The 17,614-nt window shown below is 63.7% G+C and carries 17 protein-coding genes and 1 pseudogene; 9 read left to right on the top strand and 9 right to left on the bottom strand.

Annotation, left to right across the window (positions count from 1 at the left end; all coding sequences use genetic code 11):
- The first annotated feature begins 21 nt into the window (after nt 1–21).
- Nucleotides 22–1,122 carry a polyamine ABC transporter substrate-binding protein gene (locus J4D28_RS03760; RefSeq protein WP_103330607.1) on the top strand — a complete coding sequence of 367 codons (1,101 nt, stop codon included), beginning with the start codon at nt 22–24 and terminating at the stop codon, nt 1,120–1,122.
- 41 nt (nt 1,123–1,163) lie between these two features.
- Here J4D28_RS03760 and J4D28_RS03765 read toward each other — a convergent pair whose 3' ends face one another.
- The 3 genes from J4D28_RS03765 to J4D28_RS03775 all read right to left on the bottom strand — a co-directional run bounded on the left by J4D28_RS03765 (nt 1,164) and on the right by J4D28_RS03775 (nt 4,909).
- The gene (locus tag J4D28_RS03765) at nt 1,164–2,801 is read right to left on the bottom strand and encodes a glycosyltransferase family 39 protein (protein WP_103330608.1); all 1,638 of its coding nucleotides are present in this window, start codon (nt 2,799–2,801) and stop codon (nt 1,164–1,166) included.
- A 147-nt stretch (nt 2,802–2,948) separates the two neighbouring features.
- Nucleotides 2,949–3,830 (bottom strand): alpha/beta fold hydrolase, encoded by an 882-nt coding sequence (locus J4D28_RS03770; RefSeq protein WP_103330609.1) that lies wholly within the window; start codon nt 3,828–3,830, stop codon nt 2,949–2,951.
- A 2-nt stretch (nt 3,831–3,832) separates the two neighbouring features.
- Nucleotides 3,833–4,909 (bottom strand): sugar phosphate isomerase/epimerase, encoded by a 1,077-nt coding sequence (locus tag J4D28_RS03775; RefSeq protein WP_103330610.1) that lies wholly within the window; start codon nt 4,907–4,909, stop codon nt 3,833–3,835.
- 130 nt (nt 4,910–5,039) lie between these two features.
- On the opposite strand from J4D28_RS03775, the gene J4D28_RS03780 reads away from it, so the two are divergent.
- Nucleotides 5,040–5,645, top strand: a complete 606-nt coding sequence (locus tag J4D28_RS03780) for a TetR/AcrR family transcriptional regulator (RefSeq protein WP_038582204.1) — start codon at nt 5,040–5,042, stop codon at nt 5,643–5,645.
- Nucleotides 5,646–5,725: 80 nt separating this feature from the next.
- On the opposite strand, the gene J4D28_RS03785 is transcribed toward J4D28_RS03780, so the two are convergent.
- From J4D28_RS03785 to J4D28_RS03795, 3 genes are all read right to left on the bottom strand, one after another.
- Nucleotides 5,726–6,043, bottom strand: a complete 318-nt coding sequence (locus J4D28_RS03785; RefSeq protein ID WP_009046893.1) for a hypothetical protein — start codon at nt 6,041–6,043, stop codon at nt 5,726–5,728.
- Between the two features lie 293 nt (nt 6,044–6,336).
- Nucleotides 6,337–6,681: a hypothetical protein gene (locus tag J4D28_RS03790; protein WP_016701637.1), complete on the bottom strand. Its 345-nt coding sequence runs from the start codon at nt 6,679–6,681 to the stop codon at nt 6,337–6,339.
- A 128-nt stretch (nt 6,682–6,809) separates the two neighbouring features.
- Nucleotides 6,810–7,799 (bottom strand): LysR substrate-binding domain-containing protein, encoded by a 990-nt coding sequence (locus J4D28_RS03795; protein ID WP_009046891.1) that lies wholly within the window; start codon nt 7,797–7,799, stop codon nt 6,810–6,812.
- 116 nt (nt 7,800–7,915) lie between these two features.
- Here J4D28_RS03795 and J4D28_RS03800 point away from each other — a divergent pair, with 116 nt between their 5' ends.
- From J4D28_RS03800 to J4D28_RS03825, 6 genes are all read left to right on the top strand, one after another.
- Nucleotides 7,916–9,097, top strand: coding sequence for a M20 aminoacylase family protein (locus J4D28_RS03800; RefSeq protein WP_101281782.1), 1,182 nt, complete (start codon nt 7,916–7,918; stop codon nt 9,095–9,097).
- Between the two features lie 70 nt (nt 9,098–9,167).
- Nucleotides 9,168–9,947: an ABC transporter substrate-binding protein gene (locus tag J4D28_RS03805; RefSeq protein ID WP_371920906.1), complete on the top strand. Its 780-nt coding sequence runs from the start codon at nt 9,168–9,170 to the stop codon at nt 9,945–9,947.
- Nucleotides 9,948–10,040: 93 nt separating this feature from the next.
- Nucleotides 10,041–10,730 (top strand): ABC transporter permease, encoded by a 690-nt coding sequence (locus J4D28_RS03810; protein WP_009046888.1) that lies wholly within the window; start codon nt 10,041–10,043, stop codon nt 10,728–10,730.
- Nucleotides 10,727–11,440: an ABC transporter permease gene (locus J4D28_RS03815; RefSeq protein WP_009046887.1), complete on the top strand. Its 714-nt coding sequence runs from the start codon at nt 10,727–10,729 to the stop codon at nt 11,438–11,440. The genes J4D28_RS03810 and J4D28_RS03815 overlap by 4 nt, the downstream gene beginning before the upstream one ends.
- A gap of 20 nt (nt 11,441–11,460) precedes the next feature.
- Nucleotides 11,461–12,228, top strand: coding sequence for an ABC transporter ATP-binding protein (locus J4D28_RS03820; protein ID WP_103330612.1), 768 nt, complete (start codon nt 11,461–11,463; stop codon nt 12,226–12,228).
- Between the two features lie 201 nt (nt 12,229–12,429).
- Complete coding sequence (locus J4D28_RS03825; protein ID WP_103330613.1) at nt 12,430–13,884, top strand: glycosyltransferase family 39 protein; 1,455 nt, start codon at nt 12,430–12,432, stop codon at nt 13,882–13,884.
- A gap of 239 nt (nt 13,885–14,123) precedes the next feature.
- On the opposite strand, the gene J4D28_RS03830 is transcribed toward J4D28_RS03825, so the two are convergent.
- The 3 genes from J4D28_RS03830 to J4D28_RS03840 all read right to left on the bottom strand — a co-directional run bounded on the left by J4D28_RS03830 (nt 14,124) and on the right by J4D28_RS03840 (nt 16,216).
- A complete protein-coding gene (locus tag J4D28_RS03830) occupies nt 14,124–14,459 on the bottom strand; it encodes a hypothetical protein (protein WP_028681622.1) in 336 nt (111 codons plus the stop codon).
- 163 nt (nt 14,460–14,622) lie between these two features.
- On the bottom strand, nt 14,623–15,480 hold the full coding sequence (locus J4D28_RS03835; protein WP_103330614.1) for a phosphatase PAP2 family protein: 858 nt from the start codon (nt 15,478–15,480) through the stop codon (nt 14,623–14,625).
- Nucleotides 15,481–15,505: 25 nt separating this feature from the next.
- The gene (locus J4D28_RS03840) at nt 15,506–16,216 is read right to left on the bottom strand and encodes a histidine phosphatase family protein (RefSeq protein ID WP_050899115.1); all 711 of its coding nucleotides are present in this window, start codon (nt 16,214–16,216) and stop codon (nt 15,506–15,508) included.
- Between the two features lie 460 nt (nt 16,217–16,676).
- Between J4D28_RS03840 and J4D28_RS30620 the strand changes: the two are divergent.
- A pseudogene (locus tag J4D28_RS30620) lies at nt 16,677–17,555 on the top strand (methyl-accepting chemotaxis protein); the annotation flags it as partial.
- Nucleotides 17,556–17,614 lie beyond the last annotated feature (59 nt).

Raw genomic sequence — 17,614 nt, forward strand, 5'->3', positions numbered from 1 at the left:
GCCACGCTGGGGAAAAAATTCATGGCCACGATGAAAACCATACTGAGTGCCACCGTTTGTGGGCTGTCGCTGCTGGCCGGCGCGGCGCAGGCCGAGCAGCGTGAGCTGCGGGTGTACAACTGGGCCGACTACATCCTGCCATCGGTGCCCAAGGACTTCGCCAAGAACAGCGGCATCAAGGTCACCTGGGACACCTTCGATACCAACGAATCCCTCGAAGCCAAGCTGCTGACCGGCAACTCCGGCTACGACCTGGTGGTGCCGTCGAACCAGTTCCTCGACACCCAGATCAAGGCCGGGGTGTTCCAGAAGCTCGACAAATCCAAGCTGCCCAACTGGCAGCACCAGGACCCCGTGCTGCTCAAGCTGCTGGACAGCAACGACCCGGGCAACCAGTACGGCGTGCCCTACATGTACGGCACGGTGCTGATCGGTTTCAACCCGGCCAAGGTCAAGGCAGCGCTGGGCGACAATGCACCGGTGGACAGCTGGGACCTGGTGTTCAAGCCGGAGAACATGGAGAAGCTCAAATCCTGCGGCGTGGCCATGCTCGACTCGCCCACGGAAATCCTGCCGCTGGCCCTGCATTACCTGGGGCTGGACCCCAACAGCCAGAACCCGCAGGACTATGAAAAAGCCAAGGAGCTGATGCTGAAAATCCGCCCCTACGTCACCTACTTCAACTCGGCCAAATACATGACCGATATCGCCAACGGCGACATCTGCGTGGCCATCGGTTACTCCGGCAGCTTCTACCAGTTCGGCAATCGCGCCAAAGAGGCCGGCAACGGCGTGGTGGTGGACTGGCGCCTGCCCAAGGAAGGCGCGCCGATCTGGTTCGACACCTTCGCCATTCCCAAGAGCGCGAAGAATGTCGCCGAGGCCCATGAATTCCTCAACACCCTGCTGGACCCGAAAGTCATCGCGCCCATCAGCGATTTCCTCGGTTACCCCAATGCCAACAAGGACTCAATTCCGTTGATCAACAAGGAGATCACCGGCAATACCGACCTGACGCCAACCCCCGAAGCCTTGAAGAAACTCTATGTGGTGCAGCCGCTGCCGCAAAAGCTGGAGCGCGTGCGGACCCGGGTCTGGACCAGCATCAAGTCGGATAAATAATCCGCCCCCTCGGGCAGCCCCGCCCTGGGGCTGCCTGGTCTTCACTTCAGCTCGAACAGCAGGCAGGGATTGCCGTTCAAGCGCCCTTCGAACACCGGGGTCGCCTGCTCCAGCGCAGTCCCCGCCAATAACGCCCGATCCTTGCGCGCCAGGATCACCCAGGACGGACGCGGCAACGAGGCCAGCGGCGCCAGATCGTCCTTGCCGATAAACCGCGGCTGCTCGTCGTGGTCCAGGTTCATCATGTAGCGCACCGCCCAGGTGTCCTTGCCCAGGTTGAGAAACACCAGGGTTCCACGGTCCTCCCCACGCAGTTGCTCGACCTGCCCGACAAAACCCCGGGTATCGAATTGCAGGTCCTTGGCCGGCTCGATCACCTTCACCAGCAGCCACCACTGCGCCGCCAGGGCCAACAGGCTCAGCAGCACCAGGCGCCGCCCGGGCGAGTCGCGAGTGGTTCGCCAGCAGTACAGCGCCAGCCCCTGCAAACCGAGAAAGACCGCGATCATCAGCGGCAATGACAGCGCCGGCCAATAACCGTGCTTCTGCCAGCTGTGCCGGCAGACCCACAGCACCACGACACACAGCCCCGGCAACAGGGCGACCAGACCGAGATAGAACCAGCGCACCCTGACCAGCCAGCGCTGCGGCTTGAGCAGGCCGTAAGCCGCGACCGCCGCGAACATCGGCACCATGGGCAGGATGTAATAGGCGCGCTTGAAGTGCGGCACTGACAAGCCCAGCAGGATCATCAATCCGCAGGCGCCCAGGCGCACTAGCAACTGCATCTGATCGTCCGTATGCCGCGTGGACCATTGCCGGCGCAGGACGAACAAGGTCGCCAGCGCCAGCGGCACCACGGGGAAGTAACGATAGAGGCTGAGCTGGAAATAGAAGTAGAACGGCTCGCCGCTTTCATCGAGGCGCCCGCCCACCTGCATCTGGTAGACCTGCCGGGCGAAGGCTTCGCCGCCACTGAAGTGCGCCAGTTGCATCAGCAACCACCAGCAGGCGGCCAGCAGGATCAGGCCGATCACCCCGTGGACGATCACCTTTCTCGCCAGCCGCCAGGCGTCGTCCCTGGAACGGTAACGCCCCAACGCCCAATAGGTGCAGGCCACGCCGCAGACCTCGATCAGCCCCAGGGGGCCACGAATGGCGAAGGCAATAACGAACAACGGAAAAATCGCGTACTGCCGCCATTTAGAGCCCATCTGCTCGCCGCTGTGCAGCAGGTAAAAACAGCCCAGGCACAGCAGCGAGACCATCTGGTCCAGGCACACCGAACGCGACTTCTCCAGCCACTGGGTGGTCAGCGCTGTGAGCAGTACGGCCAGCAATGCCCAGGTGCGATCGAACGGCGCCAGCAGGCGGTACAGCAACACCAGCACCCCGGCCGAGGCCAGCGCCGTGGGCAGGATATTGGCCAATTGGTTAGGCGCGCCGAACAGCTGGGCAAAGCCATAGCTGAACCAGGTGGCGGTACCCGGATAGTCCGGGTACGGCTCGCCGTAGGTGGTGGGAAACAGGCTGGCGCCGTGGCGGAACATCTCCTGCAAAAACAACCACCAGCGCCCGTCGAAGCCTTGCGCTGGCTGGTCCCAGATGCCGAACGTGAACAGGAACAAAGCGAGCAGAAAGACGCCCAACATCTCGATGCGAATGCGGTGGTGGTCCATGGATGATCCGTCAGAGGGTGCGTGCCCGAAGGCTTGGGCATGCCGGCTGCCATGTTGCAGCCGCAGGCCCTGAACCCTCCCTGAACAGGCCGCAAAAAAATCCTGGCCCGTCCATCAGCAGCCACTCAAGAAGACAGCCTGGCGCGCTCAGCCCTCCTGCCGAAGAAACGGCAGCAGATGAGCAATAAAGGCCTCGGGCGCCTCCTCGGTAATGAAGTGACCACACCCCGGCACTATCGCCCCCTGAAGATTCAGCGCGTTGCCCTGCATCGTCAGCAGCGGTGCATCGTGGGTGGCATGTTCGGCGCCAATCGCCAGGACCGGCATTTCCAAGGCACGGCTGGCACGCTCGCGGTTCTGCCGGATGCTCTCGGGGATGGCCCGGTAATAGGCGAACCCACCCCGCAGCCCGCCGGGTACCGAATAGGCTTTGACATAGGTCTCGACCGCGACCCGCTCCTGGTGCACCGACCACTTTTCGAACATGTAGGCCAGGTATTGCGCCTCTCGCCCGGCGATCAGCATCTCCGGCAGGTCCTGCAACTGGTTGAACATGAAGTGCCAGAGAAAGATGTTCTGCCCGGGCGGCGCGAAGATCGCCGGCGCCTCGGCCAGGCCGGGAATCACCGCTTCCGTCAGGGCCAGTTTCTCCACAGCCTGCGGGTAGTCGCTGGCCAGGGCGTAGGCCACCCACATGCCGACGTCATGCCCCACCACCGAGTACTGTCCGTACCCCAGCGCCAGCATCAGGGCATGCAGGCGAGACGCCGTGCTGCCGATGTCGTAGCCCTGCTCGGGGCGATCGGACAGGCCCATGCCAGGCAGGTCGACCGCGATCGCCCGGTACCCCTGCCCGGCCAGCGCCTGCATGACGTGGCGCCAGGTGAACCAGGTCTGCGGCCACCCGGGGATCAACAGCACAGGCCGGCCCTGGCCCTCGCTGACATAGTGAATACGCCCGCCGTCCACCTGTACGTAGCCATGGTGGTAGTCACGCCCGGCAAAAGCCTGCTGTTCGAAAAGATCCATGCTCAGCGTCCTTGGTGAGAGGGCTGGGCAATGCCCAGCAGTCGGTTGATCTGCGCCTGGTCCACCGGCGCGCCGGCGAAGTCGTCGAAGACTTTGTCCGTCACCTGGATGATGTGCTGGTTGATAAAGGCCACGCCTTCGCGCGCGCCCTGCTCCTGGTCCTTCAGGCAGCACTCCCATTCCAGGGTCGCCCAGCCGGCATAGTCATACAGCGCCAGCTTGGAAAAGATCCCCTTGAAATCCACCTGCCCGTCGCCCAGCGAACGGAACCGCCCGGCCCGGTCGGCCCAGGGCTGATAACCGCCGTAAAGGCCCTGGCGGCCGGTGGGATTGAACTCGGCGTCCTTCACATGAAACATGCGAATGAACTCGTGGTAGATATCCAGGTAGTCCAGGTAATTGAGCTGCTGCAGGACGAAATGGCTGGGGTCGAAGAGCATCTTGCAGCGCGGATGGTTGCCGACCCGTTCCAGGAACATCTCGAAGGTCACGCCGTCATGCAGGTCCTCGCCCGGGTGGATCTCGTAGCACAGGTTCACCCCCTGCTCGTCGCAGGCGTCGAGAATCGGCCGCCAGCGCTTGGCCAGCTCATTGAACGCCGAGTCGACCAGGCCTTCCGGGCGCTGTGGAAAGGGAAAGAAATAGGGCCAGGCGAACGAGCCGGAAAAGGTTCCCATATCGCTGAGGCCCAGCCGGCGAGACGCCTTGGCGGACAGCTTCAGCTGTTCGAGGGCCCACTGGGTCTTGGCGCCACTGTCGCCTCGCAGGGCCGGAGGGGCGAAGCCGTCGCACAGGGAATCGTAGGCGGGATGCACGGCCACCAACTGGCCGAACAGGTGGGTGGTCAGTTCGCTGATCACCAGGCCATGTTCGGCCAGGGTGCCGCTGACCTCATCGCAATAATCCTGGCTGCTGGCCGCCAGACGCACATCGAACAGGCGCTCATCCCAGGCCGGTACTTGCAGCGCCTTGAACCCCAGCCCCGCCGCCCACGCGGCAATCGCGGGCAAGGTGTTGAATGGCGCTGCCGCGTCACTGAATTGAGCCAGGTGCAGGCTCGGTCCCTTGAGGGTTTTCATTGTTTACGCCCTATTGTTTGTCGGTCGACAAACAATAGGGCGACCCTTAACGCGCCGTCAATACGACGGCTTGATTTTTTTGTCGATCGACCAATAATTGGCAGCACTCCCTTTGCATCGAGAACTGGACATGGCTGGCAGACCCCGCGAATTCGACCGAAAGCAGGCCCTGTACAAGGCGCGTGATGTGTTCTGGCAGCGCGGCTTCGAGGCCACGTCCATGTCCGACCTGGTGGACGCGCTGGGCATTGCCTCGGCGCGTATCTATGCGGCCTTCGGCTCCAAGGAAGCGCTGTTTCGCGAAGCCATCGAAGTCTACGAATCGGGCGACGGCGCCTTTGCCGACGCCGCCCTGGGCGACGACATCAGCGCCCGCGATGCCATCGAGCGCATGCTCAGGGAAGCCGTCGAGCTCTACACCCAGCCCGACCGGCCACAGGGCTGCATGGTGGTGTCCTCCGCCACCAACTGCTCGGCGGACAACGACGGCATCAGAGAATGGCTGGCCGAGCACCGCCGCGACAGGACCCGCTCCATCATCGAGCGCCTGGAGCAGGCCGTGCGCACTGGCGAGTTGCCCAAGCGCACCGACGTGATGTCCCTCGGGGACTGCTATGCCACGGTGCTGCATGGGCTGTCGGTGCAGGCCCGGGACGGCATCGGCAAGTCGCGCCTGCTGGCGATGATTCCCATGGCCATGGCGGCCTTCGATGCACAAACCGAAGCGTCCAAATAGCCCTCAGCGAACCGCCAACCGCGGATAAAAAAACGGCCCGGCGGGATCACCGCCAGGCCGCATTCGAGTCGTTGCGCGAGTTACAGAAAGACCGCCGAGAGCATGCCCAGCGCGCCCAGGCAACAGCCGATCAGGGTGCCGCGTCCCGGCAACTCACGGAACACCGACCAGATCACCAGCGGTTCGAGCAGCAACAGCGAGGTCACCGACACCACCGTGATCATCCAGATATCGCCGACCGCCAGGTACCCCAGCCAATAGGCGCCAATCAGGCAGATACCGGCGAAACACATGATCAGTACGGGCAACGCCAGGTCCGGCCATGATGTGTTGCCCGTATGCGCCAGGCGGGCGGCGACCACTTCGCTGTAGATCGCGCAGAACTCGCCCAGCACCATCAGCCCTACAGCAGAAACTCCGAGTAATTCTTTGGACATATGACAAACCCCTTGGTATTGAGAGCCAGATTTTTCAGCTCCCAGGCAGCAATGGCTCCGCTGACGGAGCCGCCATGACCATGCCGAGGGGTTTGCTCTAATTCAGTGACCGTGAGGAACCTGAACATGTCCATCTCCTGAGTGGTGGGTTACGGGTGTCAGTATCGCCATGAGCGATGGCGGCCGTTCTCTGTATAGGGTATTGGCGCGGCGACCGATACGCGTTTTTTGTAGGGCATTTGTGTTGCAAGAAGCTAGTCGGCCCGGAAGTTCCAGACGATCTCCACCACGCGCAGGGCGAGGATCAGGTACACCAGGAACAGGCCGATCTGCAGGGCCGTGTGATAACGCAGCTTGGCCAGCCGGCGCAGGCCGTCGCTGACATTGAGCAGCATCAGCAGCGCCGACACCGTGATCAACCCCCAGCCGGTCAGGTTGGAGCCGAGCAGGCCCATGAACAGCTGATGGTCACCGTGCAGCGCGTTGGTCCCGGCGGCGAACAGCAAGGCGCAGACCAGCAGGTTCTTGAAGTTGTCGAAGACCCGCGTATTCAGGTCGCCGTCCAGCAGTTCCAAATACTTTTGCCATAGTTTGCGCATATTCAAGGCACCGGTTCAGCCGCAGGGTAGAAAGGCGCCCGGAGCGTTTCAGGAGCCTGAAGGCCCGCCGGGCGCACCTTCCAGCGTAGTGACGATTGCCACAACCTGCTTGCGATCCGTGGCTCGCCTCAGACCCGCAGGCGCACGGTCTCGAACAGCGCCCGGTCCTCTTTGCGCGCCGAGCGCGCGTGCCGGCGGATCACCTGCAGCAGGCAATCGGTGAAACACAGGGCCGGGTTGCTGAGGGCGACGTTGCAACGGGTGACGATGCTCAGGTGCCGGGGCTCGAACTGCTCCTCCAGTTGCAACGACACCAGCCGCCCGAGGAACGGCGGCGCGGTGCTCATGATGGTCGGGCCCCAGGTACACATGTCGGCGTGCTCGACCAGCATTTGCAGGATCGCCAGGGAATGGGCGCGGACGATGCGGCGCTCGTCGATCTGCGCGCCGTGGCGCCAGAACAGGTCCCGCATCAGCGCGTCGTGGCCGTCCGGGGCGTAGTTCAGGGTCCATTGCTGATCCAGCAGTTCATGGATCGAGCGGGCATCCTGCCGGGCATGGCCCTGGCGCACCAGCACCGAGGTCTGGTAGTCCAGCAGGGTCTCGCAGGAAAAGTCCTGCGGCGCCTGGGACGGGTGCAACTGGCCAATGGCGAAATCCATGCTGCCGTCGCGCAGCAGCGGCTGGGCCACCGCCATCAGGCTTTCGAACAGCTCCAGGCGCACCTCTGGCATACGCTGGCGAAACTCCAGCACCACTTCCGGCAGCAGGGTCAGAGCGATCCACGGCGTGACCCCGACACACAGCCGGCCGCTGTTTTTCCCGCGCAACTGATCCAGCTCGGCCTGGGCATGCTCCAGTTGCTTGAGCACCAGCCGGGCGTGGGTCAGCAGCACCTTGCCGTACTCGGTGAAGTTCAGGCCGCTGGGCGTGCGGACGAACAGCGGCAACTGCTGGGCGGTTTCCAGCTCGCGCAACGCCTTGGTCACGGCCGCCTGGGACAGGTTCAGCGAACGCGCGGCGCCGCGGATGCTGCCGGTCTCGGCGCTGGCGATCAAGGCTTGGAGTTGATGCAATTTCATCAGCGTGCCCAGGTGACAACTTTGGGTTGTCATCATAACCAAACTGAGCCTCCCCGACAGGCCGCCCGATGCCTAAGATCAGCCCAACAGCGCCTCGACGATTCGCCCGACGGGTCCGAGCTGGCGAGCGACCTTAGCCGAGGAACCCCACCATGAATGCCCGTTACGTGCTACCCGAGATAGCCGAACAGCAGAACGCAATGATCGCCCTGCGCCGCCAGATCCACGCCCACCCCGAACTGGGGTTCGAGGAGTTCGCCACCAGCGCACTGGTGGCCGGGCAACTGCGCGAATGGGGTTATGAGGTCAGTACCGGCGTCGGCCGCACCGGCGTGGTGGCCACCCTGAAAAACGGCGAAGGCCCCGCGCTCGGCCTGCGGGCCGACATGGACGCCCTGCCGATCCAGGAAACCAGCGGCGTGCCCCACGCCAGCCGGATTGACGGGGTGATGCATGCCTGCGGTCACGACGGGCATACCGCCACCCTGCTGGCGGCAGCGCGCTACCTGGCGCGCTCGCGCAACTTCAAGGGCACCCTGCAACTGATTTTCCAGCCCGCCGAAGAGGGCCTGGGCGGCGCCCGGGCGATGCTCGATGACGGCCTGTTCGAGCGTTTCCCCTGCGACGCGGTGTTCGCGATGCACAACGTGCCGGGCCATCCCACCGGGCACCTGGGCTTCTACAGCGGCCCGTTCATGGCCTCGGCCGACACCGTGAGCGTCAAGATCATCGGCCACGGCGGGCACGGCGCGGTGCCGCACAAGGCGGTCGATCCGGTGCTGGTGTGCGCCTCGATCGTGGTCGCCCTGCAAAGCATCGTCGCGCGCAATATCAACCCCCAGGACACGGCCATCGTCAGCGTCGGCGCGATCCATTCCGGAACCGTCTCCAACGTGATCCCGGCCTCGGCCGACATGAGCATCAGCGTGCGCGCCCTGACGCCCGAGGTCCGCCAGTTGCTCGAACGGCGCATCACCGAGCTGGTGCATGGTCAGGCCGCGAGTTTTGGCGCCCAGGCGCAGATCGACTATCAGCACTGCCATCCGGTGCTGATCAACCACCCCGAGGAAACCGCCCTGGCCCGGGAGGTGGCCCGCGAGTGGCTGGGCGAAGAGCAGTTGATCCACGATCTCAAGCCGTTCACCGCCAGCGAGGATTTCGCCTTCATGCTCGAACGCTGCCCCGGCAGCTACCTGGTGATCGGCAATGGCCAGGGCGAAGGCAGCTGTCTGCTGCACAACCCGGGTTACGACTTCAACGACCACTGCCTGCCCATCGGCGCGACCTACTGGGTCAAGCTGGCCGAGCGTTTTCTCGGCCCAGAGGGCAGGTAGCGACAAAAGGCTGTAGCAGTGTCATCACTGACGTAGCCGGCGATTAACCGAGGAAAAAACAATGAGAAAAATGATCGCTGCGGTTTCATGGGTGCTGTTGTCGGTGTCGGCCAGCGCCGGCGCGGCCGACTGGTCGGGCAAGGTGCTGAAGCTGGGCGTGGACCCGACCTACCCGCCCCTGGAATACAAAGACCCCGACGGCAAGCTGAGCGGGTTTGGCATCGACATCGCCGAAGCCCTGTGCGCCGAGCTGAAGGCCCGCTGCGTGTGGGTCGAAAGCAGCTGGGACGGGATGATTCCCGCCCTGCTGGCGCGCAAGTTCGACGCCATCGCCTCGTCGATGACCGTCACCCCCAAACGCATGACCCGCATAGCCTTCACCGACAAGATCTCCAACGCCCCCGCGCGGCTGATCGCCAAGCGCGGCTCGGGCCTGGTGCCGACCCTCGAGTCGCTCAAGGGCAAGCGGGTCGGCGTCGAACAGGGCTCGGCCCAGGAGGCCTACGCCAAGGCCAAGTGGGGTGCCCAAGGGGTGCAGATCCTGTCCTATCAGAGCCAGGACCAGGTGTATGCCGACCTGCTCGTCGGCCGTCTCGACGCCTCGTTGCAATCGTCGATCCAGGCCAGCTATGGCTTCCTGTCCAAACCCATCGGCAAGGATTTCGAGTTCGCCGGCGACACCCTCAGCGACCCGGGCTTTTTCGGCGTTGGCGACGGCATCGGCCTGCGCAAGGACGATGTGGAATTGCGCGAAGACCTGAACAAGGCGCTGGCGACCATCCTGGCCAACGGCACCTACGCCAGGATCAACCGCAAATACTTCGACTTCGATATCTACGGCGGGCCCTGACCCCGACTCCGCAACCCCAGGCGCGACGCCCGCCGAGACCACGGCCGCGTCGCCGCTTTTTCAGCTCACTCTAATAACAACAAGGGGCGTGAAATGCTTCTGGAAGGTTTTGGCCCGCAGATTCTGCAGGGCACCCTGACCACCCTCAAACTGGCCCTGTCGTCACTGCTGCTGGCGGTGCTGCTGGGGCTGCTCGGCGCCAGCGCCAAGGCCTCCGGCAACCGTGCCTTGCAGGCGGTTGCCGGCGGCTATACCACGCTGATCCGCAGCATGCCGGACCTGGTGATCATGCTGCTGTTGTTCTTCAGCCTGCAGATGCTGCTCAACCAGCTCACCGACTGGCTGGAGATGGCGCAGATCGACATCGACCCGTTCCTGGCCGGAGTGCTGACCCTGGCCTTCATCTACGGCGCCTACTTCACCGAGACCTTTCGCGGCGCGTTCCAGGCGGTGCCCCGCGGCCAGCAGGAAGCGGCCAGGGCCTATGGCATGAGCCGCGCCCAGAGCTTTCGCAAAGTGCTGTTTCCACAGATGTTGCGCCATGCCCTGCCTGGCATCGGCAACAACTGGCTGGTGCTGATCAAGTCCACGGCGCTGGTGTCGATCATCGGCCTGAGCGATGTGGTCAAGGCCACCCAGGACGCCGGCAAAGGCTCGATGCAGTTCTTTTATTTCACCCTGGTCGGCGGCCTGATCTACCTGGCCATCACCAGCCTTTCCAACCTGGTGCTGATCTGGCTGAGCCAGCGTTACTCGGTGGGTGTGAAGAGGGCTTCGCTATGACCGGCATTCTCGAAGAATACTGGCAGGCCTACCTGTGGAGCGATGCCGCGCAGCTGTCCGGGCTGGCCATGACCCTGTGGCTGCTGGTGCTGTCGGTGCTGATCGGCTTCACCCTGGCTGTGCCCTTGTCCCTGGCGCGGGTCAGCCGCAACCCGCTGCTGCGCATTCCGGTGTGGCTTTACACCTACGTGTTTCGTGGCACGCCGTTGTATATCCAGTTGCTGTTCTTCTACGCCGGGGTCTACAGCCTGAGCGTGGTGCGCGCCCAGGACTTTCTCGACGCGTTCTTTCGCGACGGCTTCAACTGCACGGTGCTGGCGTTCGGGCTCAACACCTGCGCCTACATGACGGAGATTTTCGCCGGCTCGATCCGCTCCATCGCCCATGGCGAGGTGGAAGCGGCCAAGGCCTATGGCATGAGCCGATTCACCTTCTACCGGCGCATCCTCCTGCCGTCGGCGCTACGCCGGGCGCTGCCGTCCTTCAGCAATGAAGTGATCCTGATGCTGCACTCCACCTCGGTGGCCTTTACCGCCACGGTGCCGGACCTGCTGAAGGTCGCCCGCGACGTCAACTCGGCCACCTACGCTTCCTTCAGCGCCTTCGGCATTGCCGGCGTGCTCTACGCCTGCAGCGCCTTTGTCCTGATCTGGCTGTTCCGCCGCGCCGAACTGCGCTGGCTGGCCTACCTCAAGCCACAGACACATTGATCTCCAACGGAGAGGCTCGCATGTACCCATTGATCGTCGAAGACCTGCACAAGAACTACGGTAGCCACGAGGTGCTCAAGGGCGTATCGCTCAAGGCCAGGGCCGGCGATGTGATCAGCATCATCGGCTCCTCCGGCTCCGGCAAAAGCACCTTTCTGCGCTGCATCAACTACCTCGAACAACCGTCCGGCGGACGCATCGTGGTCAACGCCGAGGAGCTGCGCACCCGCAGGAACCGCCTGGGCGAGCTGTGCGCGGCCGACCCGAAACAACTACAGGCAATGCGCAGCAAACTGGCGATGGTGTTCCAGCACTTCAACCTGTGGAGCCACATGACGGTGCTGGAAAACATCATCGAATGCCCGATCAATGTGTTGGGCATCGCCCGGGACGAGGCCATCGAACGAGCCCGCAAGTACCTGGACAAGGTCGGCCTGCCAGCCAAGGTCGAGGCCCAGTACCCGTCCTACCTGTCCGGCGGCCAGCAACAGCGCGTGGCCATCGCTCGGGCGCTAGCCATGGAACCGCAGGTGATGCTGTTCGACGAGCCGACCTCGGCCCTCGACCCGGAGCTGGTATCGGAGGTGCTGCGGGTCATGCAGCAACTGGCCGAGGAAGGCCGGACCATGGTGGTGGTCACCCATGAAATGGCCTTCGCCCGCGAAGTCTCCAACCACGTCATGTTCCTGCATCAGGGCCGGGTGGAAGAACAAGGCCCGCCCGCTCGGGTACTGGAATCCCCCAGCAGCGAGCGCTTGAAGCAGTTCCTCTGCGGCAGTCTCAAATAGGGTCCTGAGGGCGCGTTCGGGCGCCAGGACCAGAGATTGGCCTGGCGCCCGGGGCACGGTGCTTCGCCATCGCCCCGGATAAACCGACAGCCGCCAGCGCCATCACCCGATCCCTCGCTCGTTCACGATTTGTTAAGAATCGCCTCCGTATACTCGGAGCGCCTGATCCTCCCCCGGCGCAACCTCTTCGGCAGTTCCCCCATGTCGCGACCCGCACCGCTGTTGCTTCTGCTTGCCGCCCTGCTGTTCTTCTTCGCCCTGGGCAACCACCAGTTGCAAGGCTCCACCGAAGCCCGGGTGGCCGGGATCGCCATGCAGATGCACCTGGACGATGACTGGGTGACACCCCGCCTGTTCGGCCAGCCCTTCCTGGAAAAACCGCCGCTGAGCCTGTGGCTCGACGCCAGCGCCATCCGCGTGTTCGGTGGCACGCCGTGGGCGGTGCGCCTGGCGTCGGCCTTCGCCGGGCTGTTCAGCGTCATGCTGCTGTACGCCATGCTGCGCCGCTTCGGCCGCCCGACAGCGGTGGCCTGGGTGGCCGGCGCCATGCTGGCGACCATGGCCAGTTACTGGGGCAATGTGCGCGGGGTCGGTGAAGACGCCCTGCTCAGCCTCGGCGTGACCCTGGCGCTGCTGGCGTTTTTCCAGACGCAACGGCGCCAGGCCGAAGGCCAGCCGGCCACCCTGGGCTGGCTGCTGTTCGCCCTCGGCATCGCCATCGCCACCCTGAGCAAGGGCGTGCTGGGCCTGGCGATGCCGGGCGTGGTGATCTTCGCTTACCTGCTGGCCGACAGCCTGATCGAAAAGCGCTTCGCCCTCAGCCACTGGCTCAAGCCTGGCCTGCTCACCGTCCTCGGCCTGGTGCCGCTGCTGATCTGGCTCTCCCTGCTGTACCAGCGCGGTGGCCTGCAGGCCCTGGGCGAAGTGCTGTGGACCAACAGCGTCGGGCGCTTCGATGGCTCCTTTGTCGAGGCCGGGCACTACGAGCCGTTCTATTACTACCTGGCCAAACTGCCGCAAGCCTTCCTGCCGTGGAACATCCTGGTCTACCTGGGCCTGTGGCACTTTCGCAAAAGCCTGGTGAAAAACCGCTACCTGCTGTTTTTCAGCCTGTGGCTGCTGGCCCAGTTCACCCTGCTGTGCCTGGCGTCGAGCAAGCGCACCGTGTACCTGATGTCGCTGACCCCGGCCGCGGCGGTGCTGGCCGCCGAATACGCGACAGTGCTGTACGAACGCCTGCGCCTGCGCGCCGCCGGTGAGGGTTTCTGGAGTGCCGTGGGGCGCCAGCGGCGGGGCCTGGCCATTGGCGTGCTGACGCTGGTGGTGTGCAGTTACCTGGTGGCCGCGCAATGGGCCGCGCCACGCGCCGATCGCCAGCTGTCCTTCGTGCCGCTGATCACTGAGATCCAGGCGCTGCAAGCCAGCGGCCAGCAGGTGGCGCTGTATCAGGCCAACGAACGCGCAGGCGGCGCCAGCGTGTTCTACACCCAGAGCCTGCTCAAGGATGTGCAGACCGAAGCCCAGCTGAATGCGTTTCTCGGCACCTCGCCGAACAACGTGGCGGTCATGGCCCTGCAGGAAGACCCCAAGCCACCGCTCAAGGTACTGAAGAAGATCACGGTCAGTCGCCAGGCCTACTACTTTGTCAGCCACTGACCGGCACAGTGAGCGCACATAAAAAAGGCACCCTCATGGGTGCCAGTCAGCCAAGAAAATTGTAGGAGCGAGGCTTGCCCGCGATGAACTTGAGAGCACCAGGTTTACCCAGTAAATACTCGGTATCGTTAACGACCATCGCGAGCAAGCTTCGCTCCTACAGTGGATCACCTTCGCTTAACTGATCGGCATTAACCCTCATTTTCGTCGCCAGGCTTGCGCGCCGGCGCCGGCATGGCTCACTGAACGGTTTTCAGCTTGACCACATCGCCGGAGACCTTGGTGGTGTAACCGCTCAGTACCCAGGCCCAGAACCAGTTTTCCTGGATCTGGGTGTTGATCATCGCGTCACCGCCCTTGGCCTGGATGGCGGCGGTCTGGGCGCGGACGAAGCGGTTGTTCTGCCGGATTGGAATGACCCCGAACAGCATGATGCCGGTAGCCGTTGCTTCGCTGTGACCGACCACGGTGTACTGGCTACTATCAAGTTGCTGAGTTTTCATCGCGGTGCCGGTGCAGCCAGCCAGGGCCAGGACAACCAGCGCAGAGGCGGCGATTTTGCTCAAGTGTTTCATGCATGACTCCATAAACCAGGAACCCGGGAACTCTTTTCTCCGGGGGCGCGCACCCTAACAGTTCTGGTCACCGAAAAAACATCGGCAAGCACCAAAAATTGCGTCGGGCCCCTCTCCCGCCAGGCGCCAGGCACCGACGATTGGGTCAGCTACTGCAGCACCGTTAGCGGTCCGCCGCTGCGATCAGCGCCGCGGACGGGTCGGGCCTCGGTTCGGTGTGCGCCAGCACCGGTTGTTCCAGACGGGCGCGGCCATAAAACAGCAGCGCCACCAGCAGGCAGGTCAGCCACACCACGATCCCCGCCCAGAAGGTGTGGGACATGTAGTGCCAGCCCTGCAGCACCCGAGTGGTGCCATAGACGAAGCCCAGCAGCAGCGAACCGTGCAGCAGCGCCTTGGAATGGCGCCAGCGATAACGCCGGGCCACGAAGTACAGCGCGAGCAGGGTGAAACCGCCCGAGGCATGGCCGCCCGGCCAGCAGCGGCCGTCACCCGCGGTCTTCAACAGCTCGAAGTTCTCATACCATTCCTTGTGCTCGATCTTGCCGGCGTACTGGATGGTTTCCACCGGGCAGTACACGCTGGTGTGGCCCTTGAGGTAGTGAATCGCCCCGGTGCACAGGGCGAAGGCCACCACCACGAACAAAAAGTCCCGGCGATGGCGCGCGGTAAAGCGCAGCAGCGGCGCCACGCGGATCCTCTCCAGGAAGGCCTTGCCGCGACCGAACCTTGCGCCCTTGAACAGCGGCCAGACGAATGACAGCAGCAGCCCGATCAACGCCAGCTCGCCCGTCCAATTGGGGATGATCCGCGCCCACTTGTGGGTGATCTTCTCGAACAGGTGGGAGTGATCCAGCGGGAAGGTCTGGCTCACCGGATCGAAGAACAGGTCGCTGAAGGCGATGTCGATCCGGGTCATGTCGAACATCAGGAACACCAGCGCCGCGCACAGCAGCGGGAGGCCAAGGTTCCATCCATAAAAACGCCACGCATCAGCGCGGGAACGGGAAAGCGCCTGCATAGTCAGGGTCTCGGGCAAGGGACGGTCAGGGACGGTTGAAGGCAACGGAGCGCCAGTCGCTGGCTTCGATGAAGCCGAGCATCTGCGGACGCCCGCCTGGGGTATCGGTGGAGACGAACAACGAGGCGCCATAGCCCAGGGTCGAAGACGGCAGCTTCAGCTGCTTCTCCAGCGCGGCCATGCATTCGCTGTGAGTCACCAGCACCAGATTGCGCCCGGCCACCTTGTGCGCCAGGGCATCGCGCAACAGGCTGTGCTTGCAGTCGATCAGCCAGCCTTCGCCGCTGCCGGCCTGGTTGAACATGTAGCCCGAGGTCTGCACCGCGCGGGTCAGCGGGCTGTGGTAGATGTCGGCCTTGTCCAGCCCCAGGTGCTCGAACTGCGCGCCGACGCCCACCGCCACCTCGCGGGCACGGTCGGTGATGCCATCGGGCAGGTTCAGGCAGGCGGCCCTGGAGTGGTCGCAACGCTCCACATGACGAATCAGCACAATCATCTGGCCCTTGGCCCAGCCGGCGCTCAGCGCCTTGGCTCCGGCCAGGTTGCCGTGGGCCAGGTCCGGCACCGCCGCGGGCTTGAGCAGAAAGAACACCAGCGGCAGCACCAGCAAGGCCACCAGGCCTATCACCAGGGCATTGCGATAACGGGCAAAACGGCTCGCGACAAGCGCGGGTTTTGCCACCGGAAGACTGAGTCCTGACGTCACGTTCGAGCCGCCCCTATGACCACCAGACATAAAATCGAGCAGCGCCGCCCACGCTAATCGCTGCCCATGACAATCGAGCGCGAGGCACCCGATCGATGGGCGGACTCTAGGGAGCCTGACGTGGGCCAGGGGTGAAACGGATGTGAAAAAAAGCTCAATCGGCCAGGCGGTTTCCATCGTGAAATCAGGCCCTTGCAAAGCCCCAAAATGGTGCACAAAACTAATCCGACGAAATCGTTTCAGCTATTGCCCTTGCCGCCGATACACACCTGCGAACAAATCCTTGCTGGCCACCAATAACAACAATCTTCCAGCGATACACGATCAAGCAGCACAACGTTCCTGGAGGAATTGCATGAATAGCTGGTTCGGCAACATCAGCGTCAATCTCAAGTTAGGCCTGGGCTTCGGCCTGGTCCTGGCCCTGACTACCATCCTCGCCATCACGGGCTGGACCAGCCTGGGCGGTCTGATCGACCGCAGCAACTGGATGAGCGACATCACCCAATTGAACGCCGGGCTGACCAAGCTGCGCGTGACCCGCCTGCAATACATGCTGACCAACGGCGACGAAACCGCCGCGCAGAATGTGCAGGCCACCCTGGACGACTTCTCGGCCCAGCAGCAGAAGCTGCAGAACAGCTTCAAGAACCCGGCCAACGTCAAGCTGCTCAAGGAACAGGGCGCCACCATCAGCGCCTACCAGGCGTCCCTGAACAAGATGCGCAACGCCTACCGCAACGCCAATGCCGCTCGCGTGGTGATGAATGGCAATTCGGAAACGGCGCGCAACCTGATCGCGGCCATCACCACACGCGTTGAGCAAATGCCCCTGAGCGACCAGCGCTTCGAACAGTTCCAGGCCATCACCAAGGCCAATGACGAATTCCAGCTCGCGCGCTTCGCCGTCCGTGAATACATCTACAACAGCACCGCGGACGCCGAGCGCGACGCCGCCGCCCAGATGAACGCAGCGATTGCCGCACTGGGCCCTCTGGACAGCCATTTCAGCAGCACCCAGGGCGATGCCCTGCGCCAGTTGAAAGCCGCCCTGAGCGACTACCGCAACTCCCTGCTGACCTTCAAGGCCGCCGTCGGCGAAGCCGGCCAGGCGCGCAAGGAAATGACCGAACAAGGCGCCCTGATCGTCAGCCAGAGCGAAGAGCTGTACCAGTTCCAGCTCGACCGCCGCGACGAAGAAAGCGTCCAGGCCCGCAGCCTGCAAATGATCAGTACCCTGCTGGCGCTGCTGGTGGGCATCCTGGCCGCGGTGATCATCACCCGCCAGATCACCCGTCCGCTGCGTGAAACCATGACCGTGGTCGAGCGCATCGCGTCCGGCGACCTGACCCAGGACGTGCGCGTTACCCGCCGCGACGAACTCGGCGTGCTGCAACAAGGCATCGGCCGCATGGGCGTGACCCTGCG

Origin of the sequence: Pseudomonas sp. GW531-T4 (assembly GCF_017349615.1) — a bacterium.
Taxonomy (GTDB): Bacteria; Pseudomonadota; Gammaproteobacteria; order Pseudomonadales; family Pseudomonadaceae; genus Aquipseudomonas; species Aquipseudomonas chlororaphis_I.